Source organism: Variovorax sp. Root434 (assembly GCF_001426595.1).
Lineage (GTDB): Bacteria > Pseudomonadota > Gammaproteobacteria > Burkholderiales > Burkholderiaceae_C > Variovorax.
On sequence record NZ_LMEK01000012.1, the window covers coordinates 77173 to 99506 of the forward strand.

The 22334-nt window shown below is 67.4% G+C and carries 23 protein-coding genes and 2 riboswitches; of the genes, 6 read left to right on the plus strand and 17 right to left on the minus strand.

What is annotated here, in order from left to right; genetic code table 11:
- Positions 1-49: 49 nt before the first annotated feature.
- From gcvH to ASD05_RS10995, 9 genes are all read right to left on the minus strand, one after another.
- Positions 50-421 (minus strand): glycine cleavage system protein GcvH, encoded by a 372-nt coding sequence (gene gcvH / locus ASD05_RS10955; RefSeq protein ID WP_007834443.1) that lies wholly within the window; start codon positions 419-421, stop codon positions 50-52.
- A gap of 44 nt (positions 422-465) precedes the next feature.
- Complete coding sequence (gcvT, locus tag ASD05_RS10960) at positions 466-1641, minus strand: glycine cleavage system aminomethyltransferase GcvT (protein WP_056591726.1); 1176 nt, start codon at positions 1639-1641, stop codon at positions 466-468.
- 47 nt (positions 1642-1688) lie between these two features.
- A riboswitch (glycine riboswitch) is annotated at positions 1689-1792 on the minus strand.
- A gap of 12 nt (positions 1793-1804) precedes the next feature.
- A riboswitch (glycine riboswitch) is annotated at positions 1805-1895 on the minus strand.
- A 45-nt stretch (positions 1896-1940) separates the two neighbouring features.
- Positions 1941-2348 (minus strand): YkvA family protein, encoded by a 408-nt coding sequence (locus tag ASD05_RS10965; RefSeq protein WP_200955418.1) that lies wholly within the window; start codon positions 2346-2348, stop codon positions 1941-1943.
- Between the two features lie 45 nt (positions 2349-2393).
- Positions 2394-2930 (minus strand): hypothetical protein, encoded by a 537-nt coding sequence (locus ASD05_RS10970; RefSeq protein WP_056591729.1) that lies wholly within the window; start codon positions 2928-2930, stop codon positions 2394-2396.
- A 154-nt stretch (positions 2931-3084) separates the two neighbouring features.
- On the minus strand, positions 3085-4362 hold the full coding sequence (locus tag ASD05_RS10975; protein WP_056591732.1) for a TRAP transporter large permease: 1278 nt from the start codon (positions 4360-4362) through the stop codon (positions 3085-3087).
- Positions 4359-4853: a TRAP transporter small permease gene (locus ASD05_RS10980; RefSeq protein ID WP_056522364.1), complete on the minus strand. Its 495-nt coding sequence runs from the start codon at positions 4851-4853 to the stop codon at positions 4359-4361. The genes ASD05_RS10975 and ASD05_RS10980 overlap by 4 nt, the downstream gene beginning before the upstream one ends.
- Entirely contained in the window at positions 4850-5818 is a 969-nt protein-coding gene (locus ASD05_RS10985; RefSeq protein ID WP_056522366.1) for a TRAP transporter substrate-binding protein, read from the minus strand. Before ASD05_RS10985 ends, ASD05_RS10980 begins: the two co-directional genes overlap by 4 nt.
- Before the next feature lie 52 nt (positions 5819-5870).
- On the minus strand, positions 5871-6890 hold the full coding sequence (gene denD / locus ASD05_RS10990; RefSeq protein WP_056591735.1) for a D-erythronate dehydrogenase: 1020 nt from the start codon (positions 6888-6890) through the stop codon (positions 5871-5873).
- Between the two features lie 116 nt (positions 6891-7006).
- Entirely contained in the window at positions 7007-8704 is a 1698-nt protein-coding gene (locus ASD05_RS10995) for an electron transfer flavoprotein-ubiquinone oxidoreductase (RefSeq protein ID WP_056591738.1), read from the minus strand.
- Positions 8705-8826: 122 nt separating this feature from the next.
- On the opposite strand from ASD05_RS10995, the gene ASD05_RS11000 reads away from it, so the two are divergent.
- The 3 genes from ASD05_RS11000 to ASD05_RS11010 are packed head-to-tail and all read left to right on the plus strand — an operon-like array spanning position 8827 to position 10939.
- Positions 8827-9609, plus strand: a complete 783-nt coding sequence (locus ASD05_RS11000) for an SDR family oxidoreductase (RefSeq protein WP_056591741.1) — start codon at positions 8827-8829, stop codon at positions 9607-9609.
- A gap of 20 nt (positions 9610-9629) precedes the next feature.
- Positions 9630-10520 carry a DMT family transporter gene (locus ASD05_RS11005; RefSeq protein WP_157610113.1) on the plus strand — a complete coding sequence of 297 codons (891 nt, stop codon included), beginning with the start codon at positions 9630-9632 and terminating at the stop codon, positions 10518-10520.
- Positions 10517-10939, plus strand: coding sequence for an acyl-CoA thioesterase (locus tag ASD05_RS11010; protein WP_056591747.1), 423 nt, complete (start codon positions 10517-10519; stop codon positions 10937-10939). The genes ASD05_RS11005 and ASD05_RS11010 overlap by 4 nt, the downstream gene beginning before the upstream one ends.
- A 20-nt stretch (positions 10940-10959) precedes the next feature.
- Here the strand turns inward: ASD05_RS11010 and ASD05_RS11015 are convergent, their stop codons facing one another.
- Together ASD05_RS11015 and ASD05_RS11020 are read right to left on the minus strand one after the other, a co-directional pair.
- Positions 10960-12312: a sensor histidine kinase gene (locus ASD05_RS11015; protein WP_056591750.1), complete on the minus strand. Its 1353-nt coding sequence runs from the start codon at positions 12310-12312 to the stop codon at positions 10960-10962.
- Entirely contained in the window at positions 12309-12983 is a 675-nt protein-coding gene (locus tag ASD05_RS11020) for a response regulator transcription factor (protein ID WP_056594249.1), read from the minus strand. Before ASD05_RS11020 ends, ASD05_RS11015 begins: the two co-directional genes overlap by 4 nt.
- A gap of 142 nt (positions 12984-13125) precedes the next feature.
- Between ASD05_RS11020 and ASD05_RS11025 the strand changes: the two genes are divergently transcribed.
- The 3 genes from ASD05_RS11025 to ASD05_RS11035 are packed head-to-tail and all read left to right on the plus strand — an operon-like array spanning position 13126 to position 16205.
- Entirely contained in the window at positions 13126-13830 is a 705-nt protein-coding gene (locus ASD05_RS11025; protein ID WP_056594252.1) for a phosphatase PAP2 family protein, read from the plus strand.
- On the plus strand, positions 13817-14407 hold the full coding sequence (locus ASD05_RS11030; RefSeq protein ID WP_056591753.1) for a phosphatase PAP2 family protein: 591 nt from the start codon (positions 13817-13819) through the stop codon (positions 14405-14407). The genes ASD05_RS11025 and ASD05_RS11030 overlap by 14 nt, the downstream gene beginning before the upstream one ends.
- A 46-nt stretch (positions 14408-14453) precedes the next feature.
- A complete protein-coding gene (locus tag ASD05_RS11035; RefSeq protein WP_056591756.1) occupies positions 14454-16205 on the plus strand; it encodes a phosphoethanolamine transferase in 1752 nt (583 codons plus the stop codon).
- Between the two features lie 259 nt (positions 16206-16464).
- Here ASD05_RS11035 and ASD05_RS11040 read toward each other — a convergent pair whose 3' ends face one another.
- From ASD05_RS11040 to ASD05_RS11065, 6 genes are all read right to left on the minus strand, one after another.
- Positions 16465-17052, minus strand: coding sequence for a peroxidase-related enzyme (locus ASD05_RS11040; RefSeq protein ID WP_056591758.1), 588 nt, complete (start codon positions 17050-17052; stop codon positions 16465-16467).
- Between the two features lie 76 nt (positions 17053-17128).
- Positions 17129-18391, minus strand: coding sequence for an HAD family hydrolase (locus ASD05_RS11045; protein ID WP_056591761.1), 1263 nt, complete (start codon positions 18389-18391; stop codon positions 17129-17131).
- 107 nt (positions 18392-18498) lie between these two features.
- Positions 18499-19752 carry a type II toxin-antitoxin system HipA family toxin gene (locus ASD05_RS11050; RefSeq protein ID WP_056594256.1) on the minus strand — a complete coding sequence of 418 codons (1254 nt, stop codon included), beginning with the start codon at positions 19750-19752 and terminating at the stop codon, positions 18499-18501.
- Entirely contained in the window at positions 19742-20086 is a 345-nt protein-coding gene (locus ASD05_RS11055; protein ID WP_056591764.1) for a helix-turn-helix transcriptional regulator, read from the minus strand. Before ASD05_RS11055 ends, ASD05_RS11050 begins: the two co-directional genes overlap by 11 nt.
- A 67-nt stretch (positions 20087-20153) precedes the next feature.
- Positions 20154-20942 (minus strand): ethanolamine ammonia-lyase subunit EutC, encoded by a 789-nt coding sequence (gene eutC, locus ASD05_RS11060; RefSeq protein ID WP_056591768.1) that lies wholly within the window; start codon positions 20940-20942, stop codon positions 20154-20156.
- Positions 20939-22333, minus strand: coding sequence for an ethanolamine ammonia-lyase subunit EutB (locus ASD05_RS11065; RefSeq protein WP_056591773.1), 1395 nt, complete (start codon positions 22331-22333; stop codon positions 20939-20941). The genes eutC and ASD05_RS11065 overlap by 4 nt, the downstream gene beginning before the upstream one ends.
- Between the last annotated feature and the right edge of the window lies 1 nt (position 22334).

Here is a 22334-nt window from a genome sequence, read left to right on the forward strand (position 1 = left end):
GGAAGTAGGGCGGAAGGGGCGGGAGCGGTGGTCCGTATTCAGCAGCGCATCAAGACTCGGCGGCGAACTTGTCGTACGAGGCCGCATCGAGCAGCGCGTCGAGCTGCGCCGGCTCGCTCAGCTTGACCTTGAAGAACCAGCCGCCGGCCAGCGGGTCGCTGTTGGCGAGCGAGGGGTCGGCGCGCAGCGCTTCGTTCACTTCGGTGATCTCGCCCGACACGGGCATGAACACGTCGGCCGCGGCCTTGACCGATTCGACGACGCCGGCGACTTCGCCCTGGGCAAAGGTCTTGCCGACTTCGGGCAGGTCGACGAACACCACATCGCCCAGCGCGTCCTGCGCGTGCACGGTGATGCCGACGGTGGCCGCGCCGCCTTCGGCCGAGACCCATTCATGGTCCTTGGTGTACTTGATGCTCATGTGAAAAACTCCTCGTGGAAAAAATGATGATCGGGGTGCGTAGCCTAGCCGCGGTAGTAGCGGGTGGGCACGAAAGGCATGGTCGAGACTTCCATCGGCACCGGCTTTCCGCGCACGATGGCCTGGATGCGCGTGCCCGGCTCGGCGAAGGCGGTGGCCACGTAGCCCATGGCGATGCAGCGGTCGGCGGTGGGGCCGAGCAGGCCGCTGGTGACGAGGCCGATGTCCTGGCCTTCGAACGATTGCAGCACCGTGCCGTCGCGCACCGGAATGCGTTCGAGGGCAACGAGGCCCACGCGCTTGCGCTTCAGCGTGTCGTGGTCGGTGTGGCCTGCCGCGCCCACGGTGGATGCGGTGAGCTGCGCCAGGATCTTCGCGGCGCCCGGAAAGCCGCCTTCGCGCGCGCCGCCGGTGCGACGCACCTTCTGCATCGCCCAGTTGAGCGAGGCCTCGACCGGCGTGGTGGTGGTGTCGATGTCGTGGCCGTACAGGCAAAGGCCGGCCTCGAGCCGCAGCGAATTGCGCGCGCCCAGGCCGATGGGCTTGACCTCGGGCTGGGCCAGCAGCAGGCGGGCGAGGGCGTCGGCGTCCTTGGCGGCCACCGAGATCTCGAAGCCGTCCTCGCCGGTATAGCCGCTGCGGGTGACGAAGGCGGGAATGCCGCCGATCTGCACCGCTCCGCCCGTCATGAACACGAAGCGCTCGACGCCGGGCGACAGCCGCGCCAGCGTGGCGGCGGCCTGCGGGCCTTGCAGTGCGAGCAGGGCGTGATCGGGCAGGGGCTGCACGTCGCAGCGGGCGCCGATCTTCTGCTGGATGTGCGCGATGTCGGCCACCTTGCAGGCCCCATTCACGATCACGAAGATCGAGTCGTGGCCTTCGTTGAAGAACATCAGGTCGTCGAGGATGCCGCCCTCGTCGTTGATCAGCAGGCCGTAGCGCTGCTTGCCGGCTGGCAGGTCGATCACGTCGACGGGCATCAGGGTTTCGAAGGCGGCTGCCGCATCGGGCCCGACGAGGCGCAGCTGTCCCATGTGGGAAATGTCGAACAGGCCGGCCGCATCGCGCGTGTGCTTGTGCTCGGCCATCAGGCCGGCGGGGTATTGCACGGGCATCGAATAGCCGGCGAAAGGCACCATGCGGGCGCCGAGCTCCAGATGGAGGTCGTACAGCGGCGTCTTGAGAAGAGGGGCGTCGGAGGGAGCGGAAGAAGCAGCCACGGGGCACTCCAAAGGGGCAGTCGAAATCCATGGCTGCAACGCCATGGGCCACCCCTGCTGTCCGCTTTACCTGAGAGATTCGCCCCACGATCGGGGTTTGCTCCTTCGGTGGGCCGTTGCTTGGCAACGGCCTCTCTCCAGCAAGGAAACACCGGTGTTCACCAGTGCCTTGTCAGTCCTTTTGCCTGAGCGTTCGGGAATCCCCTGCGCCTTCGGCGGCCCCGGCATGCGGGGCTCTCTCCTGACCCGGCGAGTGTAGTGGATCGCGCAGCCCGCAGCCCCGGACTTGCCCCTCGTCCCTATCGCGACCACAGGCGCCACGCCGCGACGCCGACCGCGATCCACACAGCCACGACAAGCGCGGCGCCATACCGGCTGGTCGGCCTGGCGCCCGACTTCTGCATCCAGTCGTCGGCTTGCCGGCGGCACTCCGCGAGCACCGGCGGCGGAATCATCCGGATCGCAAGCCAGATCAGCCCCGGCAGCAGGAGAACGTCGTCCAGGTAGCCCAGGACCGGGATGAAGTCGGGAATGAGATCGATCGGGCTGAGCGCGTAGGCGACCACGAACATGCCCAGTGCCTTGGCATACCACGGGGTGGATGCATGCCTGCCCGCGAACCACAGCGTGACGCCGTCGCGCTTGACGCGCCGGGCCCAGGCGCGAAGCCGTTCGGACAGGGGCGGTTTTTCAGGGGCGGAGTTCACCTCGCGATGGTGTCACAGGCTGCGTTCGCGCCCGTGGTGCGCTCTTCAATGAACGATTTCGGCCGGCGGCAGCAGCCGGTCGATGCGCTCGCGCAGCGATTCGGCCCGCTCCACACCGGCGGTTTTCTCGATCTCGGTCAGCATCAGCGCGGCGATGGTCAGCATCGCCTCGCGGTCGCGCGCCTCGCGCAGCGCGTCGCGCATCTGCAGCGCGAACTTCGGGTCGCGCCGCACGAACATGCGCTCGCAGATGTCGAACAGGAACATGCGCGTGGTGGCCAGCGAGCGCTTGCCGTCGAAGGTGTCGGCCGAGGTGGGGAGGCGGATCGGTTCGTCGGCGGGGATCGGCGCGGGCTGGGCGGGTGCCGGTGCGCCCGCGGCTTGCAGGCCCTGCAGATAGCCCCTCTGGATCAGCGCCCGGATCGCCAACTCGGCTTCATGCCGGTCGGGGAACAGCGCGCTGAAGTCGGTCAGCGAGCGCCGGCCGTCGGCCATCAGCAGCAGGGCGCGCTCGCGCTGGCTGAGCGTGCGCTGTCCGCCCTGGAGTTCGTCGCGCGCCTTGTCGGTCTTGGTGGGAAACATGGCAGCCACAGCTTTGGGGAATCGATGGGCACAGCATCGTTGCAAGCGGTGACATCTTTATTACCCGTTTTCCTCGCAGGGCCAATGGCCGCCCCGGCCGGCCCGCGTGTCCGCCGCACGCCTGGCGCGCTGCCCGGCGTGGACCGTGCCTCGGCTACTTGGTATAGACCAGGTCCCGCAGCGCGAGCGAGATCCACGGCACGTAGGTGATCACCATCAGGCAGGCCAGGATCACCAGCACGAAGGGCACCAGGTATTTCACGATCCGATCGAGCGAGATGCGGGCCACCGTACAGGCCGCGAACAGGTTCACGCCGAAGGGCGGCGTGATCATGCCCAGCGCGAGGTTGACCACCATGATCAGCCCGAAGTGCACCGGGTCGATGCCGAAGTGCACCGCCACCGGCGCCAGGATCGGCGCGAGCACGATGATGGCCGCACTGGTCTCGATGAACATGCCGATGACGAACAGCGCCGCATTCACGCCCAGCAGGAACATCGCCGGCGACTTCAGGACTTCCTGCAGCCAGTGGCCGATGGCGTCGGGTACGCCCGCGCGCGTGATCAGGAACGCGAACAACCCCGCGTTGGCGATGATGAACATGATCACCGCCGACGACAGCACCGACTTGCGCAGGACCGCGTACAGGTCCTGCAGCTTGATCTCGCGGTAGATCAGTATGCCCACCACCAGCGCGTAGAACACCGCCACCGCCGAGGCCTCGGTCGGCGTGAAGATGCCGCCGTAGATGCCGCCCAGGATGATGACGGGCATCAGCAGCGCCCAGCCGGCCTGCCACAGCGCGCGGCCGAAGGGCATGCGGCCGTCGCCGTCGTTCTTGCCCCAGCCCTTCCACTTGCAGAATGCCCAGACGAACAGCATCAGCGCCACGCTGATGAGAATGCCGGGGCCGAAACCCGCGATGAACAGCTCGCCGATGGACACCTCGGCGCTCACGCCGTAGAGGATCATCGGGATCGAGGGCGGGATGATCACGCCCAGCTCGGCGCTGGTGGCCTGCAGCGCCGCCGCGTACGCCGTGGGGTAGCCGTGCTTGATGAGCGCCGGGATCAGGATGGCGCCGATCGCGAAGGTGGTGGCCACCGACGAGCCCGACACCGCCGCGAAGATCATGCAGGTGAGCACGCAGGTCATGGGCAGGCCGCCCTGCACGCCGCCCACGATGCTCTTGGCGAACTCGACCAGCCGGCGGGAGATGCCGCCGGTTTCCATCAGGTTGCCGGCCAGGATGAAGAACGGGATGGCCGCCAGCGGAAACTTGTTGATCGCGTTGAACATCTCCTTCACGGAGATCAGCATGTTGGCGTTGGCCACCTGGATGCCCAGGATCGACGCCAGCCCGATGGACACCGCCACCGAGATCGACAGTGCGAAGCACACCACCATCGTTGCAACCATCACGACACTCATTGCGCGGTCTCCAGTTCGAGCCGCTTGGGATCGAGAAAATTGCCGACGATGCCGAACAGGCAGAACAGCGAGCCGACCGGCAGCGCCAGGTAGGACCACATCATGGAGAGGCTCTCGAGCCCGGCCATCGATTGCACGCGCCCGCGCATCGCATAGTCCCAGCCCCACCAGAGGATGACGAGCATGAGGGCCAGCGCCGCAATGCTCACCACCGCGTCGAGCACGCGGCGCACACGCGGCGGGCTCCAGCGGTAGAGCACGTCCACGCTCACCATCGCGCCCTGGCGGAACGCCATCGGAATGCCGAGGAACACCATCCAGATGAGGCTCACGCGGATCAAGATCTCGCTCCATTCGGCCGGCTGCTCAAGCACGAAGCGGGTGATGATCTGGAACACGCCCAGGGCCGATGCAATGACCAGCATCACGCAGGCCAGGACCATCGAGACGCCGGTGGTCCAGCGCTCGATGCCGAGGAATTTTTCTTTCACTTGTAGTCGCGGATCTTGTCGAGATTCGCCTTGCCGAATTCCTTCTCGAACTGGGCGTTCACCGGTGCCAGCGCGGCAACGAACTTGGCCTTGTCGACGTTGTCGATCACGGTCATGCCCTTGGCGCGCAGGTCGGCCACGCCTTTGGCGTCGTCCTCGTCGACACGCGCGCGGTTGGCCTTGGTGCCTTCCTTGGCGGCGTCGAGGAAGGCCTGCTTGTCGGCGGCGCTGAGCTTGTCGAAGCTCGCCTTGTTCATCAGGAAGATGCAGGGCGAGTAGACGTGGCCCGTGAGCGACAGGTGCTTCTGCACCTGGTCGAACTTGGCCGAGATGATGACCGGCAGCGGGTTTTCCTGGCCGTCGACCGTGCCCTGCTGCAGCGCGGTGAACACCTCGGGGAAGGCCATCGGCGTGGTGATGATGCCGAAGCCCTTGTAGGCCGCGATGTGCACCGGGTTCTCCATCGTGCGCATCTTCAGGCCCTTGAGGTCTTCGGGGGCCTTCACGTCGCGCTTGCTGTTGGTCATGTGGCGAAAGCCGTTCTCGGCCCAGGCCAGCGCCTTGAAGCCCTTGGCGTCGAACTTGGTCAGCAGGTCCTGTCCGATGGGGCCGTCGAGCACGGCGCGCGCATGGGCCTTGTCGCGGAACAGGAAGGGCACGTCGAGGATCTTGGTCTCGGGCACGAAGTTGGGCACCGGGCCGGTCGAGGAGAAGGCCAGTTCCTGCGTGCCCAGCTGCACCGCCTCGATCGACTCGCGCTCGCCGCCCAGCGAACCGTTGTAGAAGGTCTGCACCTTGTAGCGGCCCCCCGTGCGCTTCTCGACTTCCTTGGCGAAGGTGTCGATGGCCACGCCCTGGTGGGAGTTCTGTGCCGTCGAGATGCTGATCTTCATGGTCGTCTGCGCGAAGGCGACCGAACTCAGGGCGAGCGAAAGGCAGGCGGCGGCGATGGGGCCGAATTTCATGGTGTCTCCGGGGAGTTGGGGTCAGGAGCGCGTCAGGCGCGCTTGACCTCGACTATGCAACACCGGGGAGCTTCACCGCGTCGGGATTTTCACGGACGTACTCGCGGATGACGGTCTCGAAGCTCTGGTCCGCCGACAGGCCCAGCGCCTTCGCACGCGCCGTTTCGATGCGCCCGGGCCAGGTCTTCACGATGCGCATGATCGTCGGGTCGGGCGTGCGATCGAGCAGGGCGATGGCCGCCTTGCCGGCCACACGCTCCAGCGCCGCGGCCATCTCGCCGACGGTGGTGGACAGCGACGGCAGGTTGAGCGCGGTGCGCGGACCCCACTGCGCGTCGCTCGCCTCGGCGGCGCGGATGATGCCCTCGATGGTGCGCGCCGGTGACGCGATGGCGACAGGCGTCGAATCGGGCACGGGGCAGGCCGCGCGCAGGCCGGCCAGCGGCTCGCGGATCATGCCGCTGAAGAAGCCCGAGGCCGCGCCGTTGGGCTTGCCCGGGCGCACGCTCACCGTCATGAGCCGCACGCTGCGCCCGCGCACGAAGCCCTTGCGCGTGAAGTCGGCCACCAGCTGTTCGCCGATGAATTTCTGGATGCCGTAGCTGGTCTGCGGCGTGGGCAGCGTGTGGTCTTCGATGACCTTCGGCAGCGGCTGCTCAGGCGAGTCGCCGAACACCGCGAGCGAGCTGGCGAACACCAGCACCGGCTTCGTGCCGAGCGCACGCACCCGTTCGAGCAACGCGTGCGTGGCTGCGAAGTTGCTGCGCATGCCGAGGTCGAAGTCGGCCTCGCACTCGCCGCTCACGGCTGCGGCCAGGTGGAAGATGGCATCGGCTTCGCGCCAGACGGTCGCGTCTGCACTGGGCGAGAGTTGCGCGTTGAGATCGCCCGTCACGGTGGCGATGCGCGCATCGGACGCGAGGTCGGCGGGCGCGCCCACGCGGTCGACCAGCGTGATGCGCTCGATCGGCCGGGCCGGCGTGCCCGCTAGCGAAAGGCTGCCTTGCTTCAGCAGCGTGCGGGCGAGGCGAGCGCCCAGAAAACCGGCGCCGCCGGTAATGACGATGTGCATGGGTTTTGTCTCCTGTGAGCCGCCAGAATACGCGACGCTCCGGCAACACGAAGCGCAGCGGGGAGCGGAAATGAAAAAGCCCTCCGAAGAGGGCTCGCCGACAAGGCAAGGAGGCCTTACATCCCCACGTAGTTCGGCCCGCCGCCGCCCTCAGGCGTGACCCACACGATGTTCTGCGTCGGGTCCTTGATGTCGCAGGTCTTGCAGTGCACGCAGTTCTGCGCATTGATCTGCAGGCGCTGCTTGCCGTCCTCGGTGCCCACGAACTCGTACACGCCGGCCGGGCAGTAGCGGCTCTCGGGGCCGGCGAACTTGGCGAGGTTGATGTTGACCGGCACCGTCGCGTCCTTCAGCGTCAGGTGGGCCGGCTGCTGCTCTTCATGGTTGGTGTTGCTGATGAACACGCTGGAGAGGCGGTCGAAGGTGAGCTTGCCGTCCGGCTTCGGATAGACGATGGGCTTGCACTCCGAAGCGGGCTTCAGGTAGAGGTGGTCGGGCTTGTTGCGGCGCAGCGTCCATGGAATGTGGCCCTTGAGCAGCCATTGCTCGACGCCGTTCATGAAGGTCGCGATACCCAGGCCCTTCTTGAACCAGGCCTTGAAATTGCGCGCCTTGTTCAGCTCGGTGTAGAGCCAGCTCTTCTCGAACGCGGCCGGGTAGGCCGTGAGTTCGTCGTGCTGGCGGCCGGCCTGCACCGCCTCGAAAGCGGCTTCGGCGCACAGCATGCCGGTCTTGATGGCGGCATGGCTGCCCTTGATGCGGCTCACGTTGAGGTAGCCGGCTTCGCAGCCGACCAGCGCGCCGCCCGGGAACACCGTCTTGGGCAGCGACATCAGGCCGCCGGCCGTGATGGCGCGCGCGCCGTAGCCGATGCGCTTGGCCGGCTTGATGCCCTTGGCCTCGTCGCCTTCGAGGTACCAGCGGATGTTGGGGTGCAGCTTCCAGCGCTGCATTTCCTCAAAGGGGCTCAGGTAGGGGTTGCTGTAGTCCAGGCCCGTGATGAAGCCCATGGTGACCTTGTTGTCCTCCATGTGATAGAGGAAGGCGCCGCCGTAGGTGTCGCTCTTCATCGGCCAGCCGGCCGTGTGCAGCACGAAGCCGGGCTGGTGGCGCTTGGGGTCGATCTCCCACACTTCCTTCACGCCGAGGCCGTAGGTCTGCGGGTCCTTGCCGGCGTCGAGCTTGTACTTCGCGATGAGCTGGCGGCCGAGGTGGCCGCGCGCGCCTTCGGCGAACACGGTGTACTTGCCCAGCAGCTCCATGCCGAGCTGGAAGTTCTCGGTGGGCTCGCCATCTTTGCCTACGCCCATGTTGCCGGTGGCCACGCCGCGCACCGAACCGTCTTCGTTGTAGAGCACTTCCGCCGCGGGGAAGCCCGGGAAGATTTCGACGCCCATGTTCTCGGCCTGCTGCGCCAGCCACTTGGTGAAGGCGCCGAGGCTGATGATGTAGTTGCCGTGGTTCTGGAAGCAGGCCGGCAGGAACAGGTTAGGGGTGCGCAGTCCCGACTTCTCGCCGAGGAACACCATCGCGTCGTCGGTCACGGGCTGGTTGAGCGGCGCGCCGAGTTCCTCCCAGTCGGGCAGCAGCTCGTTGAGCGCGCGCGGGTCCATGATGGCGCCAGAGAGGATGTGCGCGCCGGGCTCCGAGCCCTTTTCGAGCACCACGACCGAGATCTCCTTCTCGTGCTGCGCGGCCAACTGCTTGAGCCGGATCGCGGTCGAGAGGCCGGCCGGGCCGCCGCCGACCACGACCACGTCGTATTCCATGGCTTCGCGAGGGCCGAACTGGGCGAGGATTTCGTCGTGGGTCATGTGGGTTGGGTCGATAATGATTTTTCGAGGCGCGGGGCATTTTATGCGGCGTCCACGGGCGGTCCGTGTCACTCGCGGCCGGGTCTGTTTCGTCACCTGCGCGACTCCACAGGATCCAGTTCATGGCTTACAGCATCGATCTTTCCGGCCGCGTGGCCTTCGTCACCGGCGCCTCCAGCGGGCTCGGCGCCCAGTTCGCGAAAACCCTCGCCCGTGCCGGTGCCGCCGTGGTGCTGGCCAGCCGCCGCGTCGAGAAGCTCAAGGAGCTGCGCGCACGCATCGAAGGCGAGGGCGGCGACGCCCACGTGGTCGAGCTCGACGTGACCGACATCGGCAGCATCAAGGCCGCGGTCGCACGCGCCGAAACCGAGGTCGGCCCCATCGACATCCTGGTCAACAACTCGGGCGTGAGCACCACGCAGCGCCTGCAGGACGTGACGACCGACGACTACGATTACATCTTCGACACCAACGTGAAGGGCTCCTTCTTCGTCGCGCAGGAAGTCGGCAAGCGCATGCTGGCGCGCGCCACGGGCACGGCACCGGGCACCTACATCGGCGGGCGGATCATCAACATCGCCTCGTCGGCGGCGCTCAAGGTCATGCCGCAGATCGGCACGTATTGCATGAGCAAGGCTGCGGTGGTGCAGATGACCAAGGCCATGGCGCTCGAGTGGGGCCGCTTCGGCATCAACGTGAACGCGCTGTGCCCAGGCTACATCGCGACCGAACTCAACGAGGAGCACTGGACCACCGAGGCAGGCGCCAGGCTGGTCAGCATGCTGCCGCGCAAGCGCGTGGGCAAGCCCGAGGACCTCGACGGCCTGATCGTGCTGCTGGCCAGCGGCGAGAGCCATTTCGTGAACGGTGCCGTCATTGCGGCCGACGACGGGTTCGCGCTCTGAGTCCGCGGGCCTGGACCGGCATTGCCGCCGGCCTGGGCGCGGGTGCGCTCTGGGGGCTGGTGTTCGTGGCGCCGCGCATGGTGGGCCACTTCGGCATGGTCGACATCACCGCTGCGCGCTTTCTTGTGTTCGGCGCGGTCTCGGGGCTTGCGGTGTTCGCGCGGCCGGCCGCCGTGCGCTGGCCGAACGGTCGGCAGGCGCTCGCGGCGCTGGGGCTCAGCGTGCTGGGCTTCAGCGGCTACTACCTGCTGCTGGCCTTCGGCATCGCGGCGGCCGGTACCGAGGTGCCGAGCCTCGTCATCGGCACGATCCCCGTCTGGATGATGCTGCTGGGCCGGCCCGCGGGCCTGCACATGCGGGCCTTGCTGCCCGGCCTGCTGCTCACGGGCGCGGGCATGGCACTCATGATCTGGGGCGCCTGGTCGGCGCACGGCGGCGCGGGCGGGGTCGATGGCGCGCGCTTCGGCGGGGGCATTGCGCTGGCGCTGTGCTCGATGGTGAGCTGGACGGTCTACGGCCTGCTCAACGCTGCCTGGCTGCAGCGGCACCGCGAGGTGCACGCGGCCGACTGGGCCAACTGGCTCGGCATTGCCACCGGCCTCGGGGCCTTGCTGCTGTGGGCGGCGGCGGGCAGCGATGTCGCCACGCTGCAGTCGCAGCCCGACGGCATGCTGTTCATCTGGATCGCGCTGGCGAGCGGCTTCGGTTCGTCGTGGCTCGCGACCATCCTTTGGAACGTCGCGAGCCAGCGGCTGTCTGCGAGCCTGTGCGGCCAGCTGATCGTGAGCGAGACGCTGTTCGCATTGCTCTATTCCTTCCTCTGGGACGGCCGCTGGCCGCTGGCCACCGAATGGCTGGCGGCCTTGCTGTTCGTCCTGGGCATCCTCGCATCCATCAAGGCCCACCGATGAGAATCGAAATCCCCGAAAAGAAGAAGCTCGTGTACGAAATGTCGATCCCCATCCGCTGGGGCGACATGGACGCCATGGGCCACCTGAACAACGGCACCTACTTTCGCTATCTCGAAACCGCGCGCATCGACTGGATCCGCTCGATCGGTGTCGAGCCCACGCCGGGCGGCGAGGGCATGGTGATCGTCAACGCCTTCTGCAACTTCTACCGGCAGATTGAATACCCGGGCAACGTGCGGATCAAGATGTACGTGAGCGACCCGGGGCGCACCACCTTCGAAAGCTGGGCCACCATGGTCCGCGAAGACGCGCCCGACGTGGTCTGCGCGGCCGGCGGCGCAACCACCATCTGGGTCGATTTCCCGAAGCAGAAGGCGCTGGCGCTGCCCGACTGGCTGCGCACGCTGGTGAGCGACTGAGCAGGAGCCGCTGACGCAACTCAGGCCGGCTGCAGCACGATGCGAGCCTCGAAGCCATGCGCCGCGGCCGCCGGCGGCGACGAGAGTTCGAGCCTCGCGCCGTGCTTCTCGACGATGGTGCCCACGATCGAGATGCCCAGGCCGTAGCCGGCGCGGTCGGAGCTGTGGCGCACATGGCGCTCGCGCAGGGTTTCGAGCTGCGCGGGGTTCACGCCGGGGCCGAAGTCCCGCACGGCTAGGGTGCAGGGCGCCGTCACCTCGACGACGACGCGGCCACCCCCGTAGCGCAGCGCGTTCTCCACCAGGTTGCGCAGCGCGATCGCGAGCGCGTCGACGTCGCCGAGGGCCAGCGGCGTGGCGCTGTCGGGCACCTTGAGCACGAGGCGCTCGGTGTTCTGCGGGTCTTGCCAGAAGTCCTGCGCCACGGCGCCGGCGAGCTGCACCAGGTCGACCCGCGTGCGTGTGAGCGAGGCGCCCGATTCCGCGCGCGACAGCTGCAGCAGCTTCTCGGTGCGGTGGCTGAGGGTGCGCAGCGCATCGAGCGCGGCCTGTACATCGTTGCGCTGCAGGTCGTGCTCGAGCGCGGTCTGCAGCCGCAGGCGGGCGGCGGCAAGCGGTGTTCGCAGTTCGTGCGCGGCGTTGGCCGCCAGGGCGCGCTCCACGTCGAGCGAGTGCGACAGGCGCTCCAGCAGCCGGTTGACGTGGTCGCCGACGGTGCGCAGCTCCCTCGGCAGGCCGGGCAGGGCGATCGGGCTCAGGTCGGCGCCGCTGCGTTTCTCGATCTCACCGGCCAGCTCCTGCAGCGCCCGCAGCTCGGCGCGCGCCACGTTGCGCAACACCAGCGCGAGCAGCGGCAGCACCGCGCCGAGCGGAATGATCAGGCCGAAGAGCGTGCGGTTCAGGGCGTGGCGGCGTTCGTCGAGCGGGTCCGCCACCTGGAAGAACAGGCCCAGTGTCGGATGGCGCACGGTGTAGATGCGCCAGCTCGGGTTGTTCGCGAAGCCGGCGGCCAGCGGCACGTCGAAGGTGTCCGCGGGCGCTTCGGCGGAGCGCAGCAACACGTGTTCGTGCAGGTCGACGATCTGGTAGATCACCGCGTCCTCGGAAAACAGCTGCTTGGGCGCGATCAGCGGTTCGCGCGGCGGCTCCTGGCTGGGTTGCTGCAGCTTTTCCAGTTCCTGCACGGCCATCGCGAACATGCGGTGCGAAACCTCGACCATTTCGTTGTCGAAGTTGTGGTTGATCTCGCGGTCCACATACCAGACCACGGCGAACACGCACAGCAGCCACACGCCGCCGACCCAGAGGATCAGCGTGCGGGTCAGCCGGCCCGCGAGCGTGTCGCGGCCGGCCACGAGCTTGTTCAGGCTCATTCGTCGTCGTCCGCCGAGAACGACAGGCGATAGCCGAGGCCGCGCAGCGTCTGGATGTGGTTGCGCCCGAGCTTGCGGCGCAGGCGGCTGATGAAGACCTCGAGCGTGTTGCTGTCGGCCTCGTCGCCGAAGCCGTAGAGCGCGTCGGCAAGGTTCTCGCGCGTGTGGATGCGCTCGGGGCGCGTGGCCATGACGCGCAGCAGCGCCCATTCCTTCTGCGTCAGCGTGATCGGCGAGCCGTCCTTGCGCACCATGTCGTGTGCCAGGTCGATCTCCAGCGTGCCCAGCTGCAGCACCGGCGCGCTGCTCGCGCTGCGGCGGCGCTCGACCGCGCGCAGGCGCGCCAGCAGCTCGGCCGGGTCGTAGGGCTTGATGAGGTAGTCGTCGGCGCCGGCATCCAGGCCGCGGATGCGGTCGGTCACCTGGTCGCGTGCCGTCAGCACGATGACGATGGGGCGCTCGGGCAGGGCGCGCACCTGCGGCAGCAGCGAGAGGCCGTCGCCGTCGCCCAGGTGCAGGTCGAGCAGCACAGCCGCGTATTGCACCGAAAGCAGGGCGCCGCGGGCGTCGGCCAGGCTCGAAGCCACGTCGACCACGAAGGCCTTGGCCAGCAGGTAGCTGCAGACGGCATCTGCCAACGCAGTGTCATCTTCGACCAGCAATATGCGCACGCCATGTCCTTCCAACAAAAAATGAAGTCTAGCGCTGCCCGGTTGCACGGGGCCTGCCAGTCAGGTTCGGTTCATCTTGCTTCAGGCTGGGTTCATTCCGCGAACGTAGGCTCGGGTCTGTTTTTCAGTCCTGCCTTTGTTCATGACACGTTTCCCGCTATTTCGCCTGGGGGTGCTGACCCTTTTTGCACTGGTTGCATTGATGGCATGGGACGCGACGGGGGCAGATCTGGCGCTGGCGCGCATGGCAGGTTCGCACGCGGGTTTTCCCTTGCGCGACAACCCTTTCATGGTTCACGTGATGCATGAGGGCGCCCGCAATCTGAGCTGGGCGCTCGTGGTCGCGCTGTTCGCCGCGATCCGGTGGCCGTTCGGCTTCCTGCGCCGCCTGAGCACCGGGGGGCGCGCCCAGCTGGCGCTCACGGTGCTGGCCTCTGTAATCGCCGTCAGCGTGCTCAAGCATGCCAGCCAGACCAGTTGCCCGTGGGACCTGCAGGAGTTCGGCGGCGTTGCACGGTATGTGTCGCACTGGTCGTGGGGCGTCAACGATGGCGGGCCGGGCGGGTGTTTCCCTGCCGGCCATGCGTCTGCGGCCTTTGCCTACGTGGGCGGGTACTTCGTGCTGCGCCGGGTGTCGCCCCGTGCGGCGGCGATCTGGCTGGGGGTGTCCTTGGTTGCGGGGTTCGTGCTGGGCGCGTCGCAGCAACTGCGCGGCGCCCACTACATGAGCCACACCCTCTGGACCGCATGGGTCTGCTGGGTGGTGGGCTTCGCCATCGAGGCGGCAGTGACTCGCTTCAAATCGCGCACGCTGAAGCCGGCGATGCCCGCACATGCAGGATCTTGATTTCGCACTGTTCAGGCTGATCAACGCGGACCCTTCGGTGCCGGCCTGGAGCCTGCGTGTCGCCGAGTTCTCCTCCAACCTGCTGCCGGCCCTGCTGACGCTCGCCATCGGGGTCTGCGCGCTGTTCAGCCGGCGCTGGCGCCATGCGCTGTTCACGGTGCTGGTGAGCGTGCTGGCCGTGTGGCTGATCGTGAACATGATCCGCACGCTGATGCCGGTTCCCCGGCCCGCGTTCTATGGCCTTGGCATCCAGTGGGTGCCGCAGGGCGTGCGGCCTGGCTTTCCGAGCCTGCATGCGGCCGGAACCTTTGCCGCCGCCTTTTCGCTCTGGTGCTTGCCTTCCCGCGCAGCCATGCTGGCGGCGCTGCTGGTGGCTGTGGTGGTGGCGTGGAGCCGGGTGTTCCTGGGCCTGCATTTCCCCTCCGATGTCGTCGTGGCGGCAGTGCTGGGCGCGGTGGTGTCGATCATCGTGGAGCGCGGCGTCAGCCGGCCGCTGGGCCAGGCCGCTTCCGGCGCGCTCGTGGCTCGCAGGCGCGCGAAGATGCGACTGCGCCGGGCCAGCCTGAACACCGACTGAAGGGGCAATTCAGGCTCGCTTCAGGCGGACTCGCTACATTCGCCGCATGTCTGTTTCGCGAATCGAGCCCGCACCCCTGCAGCGGGCGAGCACTTCTGAATCCAAAACGCCGCACTCACCCGCCTCCGGCTCGTCGTGGGAGCGCTTCAACCTGTGGTTGGAGCAGCCGCGTTCGGCCGCCGTGCTCGTCCTTTGGCTCAGCCTTTACCTCGTACTGACGACCAACTGGCCGCTGTGGAACGAACTGGCCCGCATCGGCGGTGCGCCGAGCACCTACATGTCCACCATCGTGGCCATGAGCCTGCTCACGCTGTGCGGGTCGGCGGCCATGCTGTCGCTGACCGCCTGGTCGCGCTGGATGAAGCCGCTGTGGCTCGCCGTGGTCGTGCTGGCCGCGGTGGTCCAGCACTACATGCTCCAGTACCGCGTGGTGATGGACCCGACCATGATCGCCAACGCGCTGCAGACCGATCCGAACGAAGCGCGCGACCTGCTGAGCTGGCGCATGGCCTTCAACGTCGGCGTGGTGGTCCTGCCCGCGGCCTGGCTGCTGTGGCGGGTGCGCGTCACGCCGATGCGCTTTCTGTCGAAGCTCTGGCGCAACGCCGCGCTGCTGCTGCTGTCGGTGCTCGTCGCGCTGGGCGCGGCGGTGTCCATGAACCGCGAACTGGCGCCGCTGATGCGCAACAACGTTCATCTGCGTTACATGATGAACCCCATCGCGACGCTCTATTCCACGGGCTCGCTGTTCATCAAGCCGCTGTTCAAGCGCAGCGGCAAGCTGATTCCGATCACCGCCGGCACGGCGCTGGGCGCCAGCTACGCGGCCCAGACCAAGCCACCGCTGTTCGTGGTGGTGGTGGGCGAAACCGCGCGCGCCGACCACTTCGCCTTGAATGGCTATGCGCGTGACACCACGCCCGAGCTCGCCAGGCGCGGTGTGCTGAGTTACCGCGAGGTGCGTTCCTGCGGCACCAACACGCTGGCCTCCGTGCCGTGCATGTTCTCGCCGCTGGGCAAGGAAGGCTACGAATCGCGCAAGGACGACTACGAGACGCTGGTCGACGTGCTGCAGGCTGCGGGCCTGGCGGTTTTCTGGCTGGACAACCAGGCCGGCTGCAAGGGTGTGTGCGTCCGCGTGCCGAACGCCTCGGCCTTCGAAGGCCTCGATGCCGCCACCAAGAAGGCGCTGTGCGACGGCGACGAATGCCTCGACGACGTGATGCTCAAGGGCCTCGACGAGCGCATTGCCGCGCTGCCGGCCGAGCGCCGCGCCAAGGGCGTCGTGCTGGTGATGCACCAGATGGGCAGCCACGGCCCGGCCTACTACAAGCGCTCGGCGCCTGACGTGAAGCGCTTCCTGCCCGAGTGCAAGACCAATGCGCTGGCCGAGTGCGGCCACGCCGAGCTCATGAACGTGTACGACAACTCGATCGTGCAGACCGACCGCTTCCTCGGCCAGACCATCGACTGGCTCAAGGCCCAATCGAAGCAGTACGACCCGGCGATGCTGTACGTGAGCGACCACGGCGAGTCGCTCGGCGAATATGGCCTGTTCCTGCACGGCGTGCCGTACAGCTTCGCGCCCGAGGCGCAGAAGCACGTGCCGATGGTCACGTGGTTCAGCGAAGGCATGAGCCAACGGCGCAAGCTCTCGCGTTCGTGCATGGAGGCGGGGCTCGACACGCCGCTCACGCACGACAACCTGTACCACACGGTGCTCGGCGTGATGGACGTTGCCACGCCTACCTACAAGCCGGCACTGGACGCGCTGGCTTCTTGCCGCGGGAAGGGCTGAGCTTTCTCGGGGCTTGCCTGCGGTTGATGTCGGGGGCATTCGGGGCGCGATCACGCCGACGGGGTACCTTGCTCCGCGAATGTCCCCCGGCCTTCGGCCTCCTCCTTTATTTCGCTGCGCAAGGCACCCCATCGGCGTGATCGTCAGGGCATCGGGTGCTCCCCGCAGCGAAATAAAGGAGGAGCCGAAGGCGGGGGACATTCGCGGAGGGGAGTACCCGGTGGCCTGTGCACGCGTCCCGAACAGACCCCGCATCAAATCAGGCTCCCTTCTTCTCCCGAGGCAACCGCCCCATCAGGAAGAACTCGTTGTTCGGCTGCATGCCGCTGAAGCTCGCCAGCCGGTTGCTCAGGCCGAAGAAGGCGGTGATGGCCGCGATGTCCCAGATGTCCTCGTCGTCGAAGCCGTGCGCGTGCAGCGGCGGGAAGTCGCTGTCGTCGATCTCGTGCGAGCGGTCGCAGACCTTCATCGCAAAGTCGAGCATCGCGCGCTGGCGCGGCGTGATGTCGGCCTTGCGGTAGTTCACGGCCACCTGGTCGGCCACCAGCGGCTTTTTCTCGTAGATGCGCAGCAGCGCCCCATGCGCCACCACGCAGTACAGGCACTTGTTGGCCGCGCTGGTGGTGGTGACGATCATCTCGCGGTCGCCCTTGGTGAGCGAGCCTTCTTCCTTGAGCATCAGCGCATCGTGGTACGCGAAGAAGGCGCGCCACTCGGCCGGCCGGCGCGCGAGGGCGAGGAACACGTTGGGCACGAAGCCCGCCTTTTCCTGCACGGCGAGGATCGCGGTGCGGATGTCTTCGGGCAAGTCTTTCAGTTCGGCGAGGGGGTAGCGCTCTGCGGCCATGTTGTCTCCGGTGCGGGTTGCTTTGATGGAGCCATCATAGGCAAGCCGCACCGCAGACGTGGAACCGCTCCTTCTCCTACTTGAGTGCCTTGCCCTGCGTCGCGCCCAGCGGCGTGTGCAATTGCGACGGCTCCCACTCGCCGGTGTTGTCGTTGCGCCCCTGCAGCAGGTAGCGCGTGTCGGCCTTGCCGTAGTTCTGCACCGCCATGGCCGAGAACTTGCCGATGTCGGTCTTCGGGTCGCGCAGGCGGTTCACGATCAGCACCTTCTTCGTGTCGGCGAAGTCGGCCATCATGTTCTGGTCGCCTTCGCTGTCGCCGGCCACGAAGCTCGGGCCGTAGCCGTACTTGGCGACGAGGAAGCGCTGGATGTTCTTCGTCTTGCCCGGGCCCTGCGTCTGGTCGTAGCCGCGGCGGAACTCGGGCTGGATCACGCCATTGGCATCGCGCTCCAGCTCCATCGCGAGCACGCGCTCGGGCGGGTTGTTGTAGCCGAAGGCGGGGTTCGACGAGATTTCCTTGATGACATCGACGAACGACGCCGAGCACACCCACACGTCGAAGCCCGCGTTGCGGAAGGCGGCGTACAGCGCCTGCATCTCGGGCTGCAGGCGCAGGCCGTTCTTCCAGCTCACCGACACCACGCCCGCGCGGCCCGGCAACGCGGCCGGTGAAGTCCACTTGACCTTGGCGACCGGCTCCTTCAGCTGCCATGCCACCGTGTCGGCCGTGAGCTTGCGCACCTGCGCCTCGGTCATGCCGGCGAAAAGGTAGGTCACCCACGGGTAGGCCGTGTCGTGGTCGAAGGTGTCGCCGATGGCTTCGTAGAGATAGCGCACCTTGGTGGTGAACGCGATGTAGTGCGGATTCAGCTTCACGGCCGCCAGCGGCTGGCTGCCCTTGAGGCCGGCGTAGTTCTGGTAGAGCCACGTGTAGCTGGCCACGATGTCGGGCACCACCAGGTCGATGTTGACCGACCCGCCGGCCGCGTTGTTGAACGGCGGGAGGAAGTCTTTCTTCGGGATGTTCTTGCGCAATGCCACCTCGAGCTGCGCGGGCGCGGCGCCGAACACCAGGTTCTCGAGCTGGTAGATCAGCGAGGCTTCCTCGATGTCGAGGAAGACGCTGGTGTTGTCCCAGTCGAACACGACGTAGGGCGGCTTGGCGGCGTTGTAGCAGGGGCTGTCCTTGCCGAGGCCGGCGATCAGGCCTTCGATCTGCGCGCGGTTGAAGGCGTCCCAGTGGCCGGGCGACAAGCCCTTGGCGGGCGAGAGGCTGGCGCAGCCGGTGGCGACGAGCGCGGTGGCGAGGGGGGTAAGGAGAATGAGGCGGCGTTGCATGCGTTCCCTGTTGTTGTGCGGTGTGGATGGGAGGCGCCGAGCGTATGCGGCGCCCGTGACACTTCCGCGTCGATCTACGCATCAGCCGTGCCAGCCCGGCGGTTCGCCTAGGCGCGGATGCGTGCGTGCTGCTGTTCGATGAACTCCGCCACCCGGCGCACGAGCTCGCGCTTGCCTCCTGCCGCCTCGACGCTCGCCGCGGCCTGCACGGCGACGATCTCCCCGATGGCACGGATCGTTTCGTCCGCCTGCGCCGCCGACAGGCCGAAATGCGAAGCCGCAGCGCGGGCCAGGTCGAGGCTCGAGGCGTGCTGCCCCGGAAGAATGGCGAGCTCCTGGTAGCCCGTGTGGCCGCCCAGTTGCATCACCAGATCGAAGGCAGGCGCCAAGCGCCACCGTCCGTCTTCGTCTCGCAGCGCGCCATGGTTCTTGACGTGATCGTCGCTGTTGCCCACCGCCAGGTTGAACACCAGGCGGCGGAACAGTTGGGCCAGGTCTTCTTGCGGCCGGCGGGAGATGCGCCGCAGCATCTGCGCCAGTTCGACGTAGCTGCCTCGGCTCGATTCATAGGGCACGTCGAGCAGTGCCGAAGCCGAGAGGTAGTGAAAGCGCCGCTCGCCGGTCACCGGCCCCGCCCGGTCGAAGCGCTCGACCAGCAAGGCGTGCCCCGAAGCGATGGGCTGCAGCCGGAAGGGCGGGACTTCGATGCCGCAGGCACCGGCGAGCCAGAGCGTGGCCGCTTCGATCACCTCCACGTCATGGTCGTCACCGCGCGATGCGAACTTGGCGATGCAGCGCCGGCCCTCGTTCGCAAAGGCTGCCTTGGGGCGCGCACCGCCCAGGCTCCCGCCGCGCAGCAGCCGGTGCATGTCGGGGCCGATCTCCATGCCGGCTTCGACACGCCGGGACGCTTCGGCGAGTTCCTCCAGGGACAGGAGTGTCGAAGGCGGCTCTTCGCTTTCGATGGGCAGCGATTCGGCGAAGACCATCGCGCCAATGCGGTCCTCGTTGGTCAGCAGCAATGCATCGATGTCGGAGAGGGGCTTGCCTTGGCGTATTTCAAGCACCTTGCGGCCCCAGCTGTCGGGCAGCGCATCGCGCAGCGTGAGCGGCATGGCCCCGCCCTCGCGGATGCGGCGCTCGGCCAACACGAAGGGAGCATCGCGCAGCGGCAGGTGCGCGGGGTTGAGCGGCGCGGCCGCCGCATCTTCGAGATAACGCCGGCCGTAGGCGAATTCCCCCGACTCCACCACGCCGCGGCGAACAACCTTCATCAAGCCGGCCGGCTGCACCCGTTCGCCGGTGTGGTGCGCGAGGCCGACGTAGATGCGCCGCTCGACGTCGGCGTTGTCAGAAGTCACGTTCACCTTCCGCAATCACACCCGCAGCGCCTTGCGTGGCCGGCCTGCGCACTCGGCGCTTCGCGGCCAGCCCGGCGGGGGCCGGGGCCACGCCGTCGAGCGAATCGATTTCGCCGAACAGCCAGAGCGCATGGGCCATCAGGCCGATGCTGGTGCCGGGCTTGCCGGATTCGAGCGCTCGCAGGGTGTTGGGTGAACACAGCAGCCGCTCGGCCATTTCGGCGACCGTCCATTCGCGATGGACCCTGTGCGCCCGCAGGCGCAGGCCAAGCCTTTCAAGGGGCTCGACGGTTTGCGAGGGCAGGGCCGAGAGGCTGAGGCTGCTTTTTGACATCAATAAAATGACTATTAAACGGCTTAAGAGTCATTTTATTGCGTATTTTTAGATATGGGAAGGCCGTCTATCCAGGCAGCCCCGGCCTCACCGCACCGGGTTGCTTCAGCACTGCGAGATCGCTCTCGTCCTTCAGCCCGACGCCGGTCAGCCCGCGGCGCAGGGATTCGCGCATCAGCCATGCCAGCTTGAACGCGGCGGTTTCATAGGACAGGCCTTCGGGCCGCACGTTGGAGATGCAGTTGCGCTCGGCGTCGTGCCGGCCGCGCTTGGGCGAATGCGTGAGGTAGATGCCGAGGCTGTCGGGCGAGCTCAGGCCGGGGCGCTCGCCGATCAGCATAACGGAGAGCGCCGCGCCGAACAGCTCGCCCACCTCGTCGGCCAGCGCCACGCGCGCCTGCGTGGCAATGACCACCGGGGCGAAGCTGGTGTCGGCCGGCAGCTGCGAGCGCAATGCGGCCAGCAGCGGAGCCGCATGGCGGGCGACGGCGAGCGAAGAGAGCCCGTCGCCGATCACGATGCAGGCGTCGCAGCCGTAACGCTGGTCGCCGAGCAGGCGCGTGGCGTCGTCCTCGTCGAGTTGCCGGCCGAGGTCGGGGCGGCGCAGGTATTCGGTGCGATCCGCTGCACGGCTGCGTGCGCGCGCCACCTCCCAGTGCTGCGAGCGCAAGGTGGCTTCGAGCGCGTCGACGTCGAGCGCGGCATGGATGGCATCGCGTGCCATCGCATGCGCCCAGCCGAAGCGCAGCGTCTCATCGGTCGGCATGCCGGCGCCGACGCGGCCCAGCGCCAGCCGCGCGGGCGTGGCCGAGCGCCATTGCGCCCAGGGGTTGGGTGTGACTGGTGAATCGCTCATGACGCAAGCGCGGACAGCCCGCTCATGTCGGCCAGCAGCCGGTTGGCAGCAGGCGGCGCCAGTTGCCCGGCCGCGTTGGTGATCTGCATGCGCTGCAGCCAGGCCTCGAATTCGGGCGCGCGCTTCAGGCCCAGTGTTTCGCGCAGGAAGAGCGCGTCGTGGAAGGAGGTGCTCTGGTAGTTGAGCATCACGTCGTCCGCGCCCGGAATGCCCATGATGAAGTTGATGCCCGCCGTGCCCAGCAGCACGAGCAGCGTGTCCATGTCGTCCTGGTCGGCCTCGGCGTGGTTGGTGTAGCAGATGTCGCAGCCGATGGGCAGGCCCAGCAGCTTGCCGCAGAAGTGGTCTTCCAGCCCGGCGCGGATGATCTGCTTGCCGTCGTACAGGTACTCCGGCCCGATGAAGCCGACCACCGTGTTGATGAGGAAGGGTTTGTAGCGCCGCGCCAGCGCGTAGGCGCGCGCCTCGCAGGTCTGCTGGTCGACACCGAAGTTGGCATTGGCCGAGAGCGCGCTGCCTTGGCCAGTCTCGAAGTACATGACGTTGTCGCCGATGGTGCCGCGCTTGAGCGACAACGCCGCGGCATAGGCCTCGTCGAGCAGCTCGGGCGTCACGCCGAACGATAGGTTGGCCTTCTCGGTGCCCGCGATCGACTGGAACACCAGGTCCACCGGCGCGCCGGCCTCGGCGAGCTTGAGCGTGTTGGTCACGTGCGTGAGCACGCAGCTCTGCGTGGGAATCTCGAAACGCTGGATCACCTCGTCGAGCATGCGAAGCAACTGGCCCAGCACGGGCATGCTGTCGGAAGCGGGGTTGAGGCCGATCACCGCATCGCCCGCACCGTAGAGCAGCCCGTCGAGCGTGGAGGCCGCCACGCCGCGAAGGTCGTCGGTCGGATGGTTGGGCTGCAGCCGCACAGCCAAGTGGCCGGGCAGCCCGATGGTGTCGCGAAAGCGCGTGACCACGCTGCACTTCTTCGCGACCGACACGAGGTCCTGGTTGCGCATGAGCTTGGACACGGCTGCGACCATCTCGGGCGTGAGGCCCGGCGCCAGCGCGGTGAGCGTGGCTGTGGTGGCCGCTTCGGACAGCAGCCAGTTGCGGAAGTCGCCGACCGTGAGATGCGCGACCGGCGCGAACGCCTGCGCATCGTGGCCGTCGATGATGAGGCGCGTGATGTTGTCGCTCTCGTACGGAATCAGCGCTTCGGTTAGGAACTGCTTGAGCGGCGTCTCGGCCAGCACGTGGCGCGCGGCCATGCGCTGCTGCGCGGTGGCCGCGCCGATGCCCGCGAGGTAGTCGCCCGAACGCGCCGGGCTCGCGAAGGCCATGACCTGCCGCAAGTCGTCGAAGGCGAAGACATGGCTGTCGATGGTGGTGCGGTACAGCATC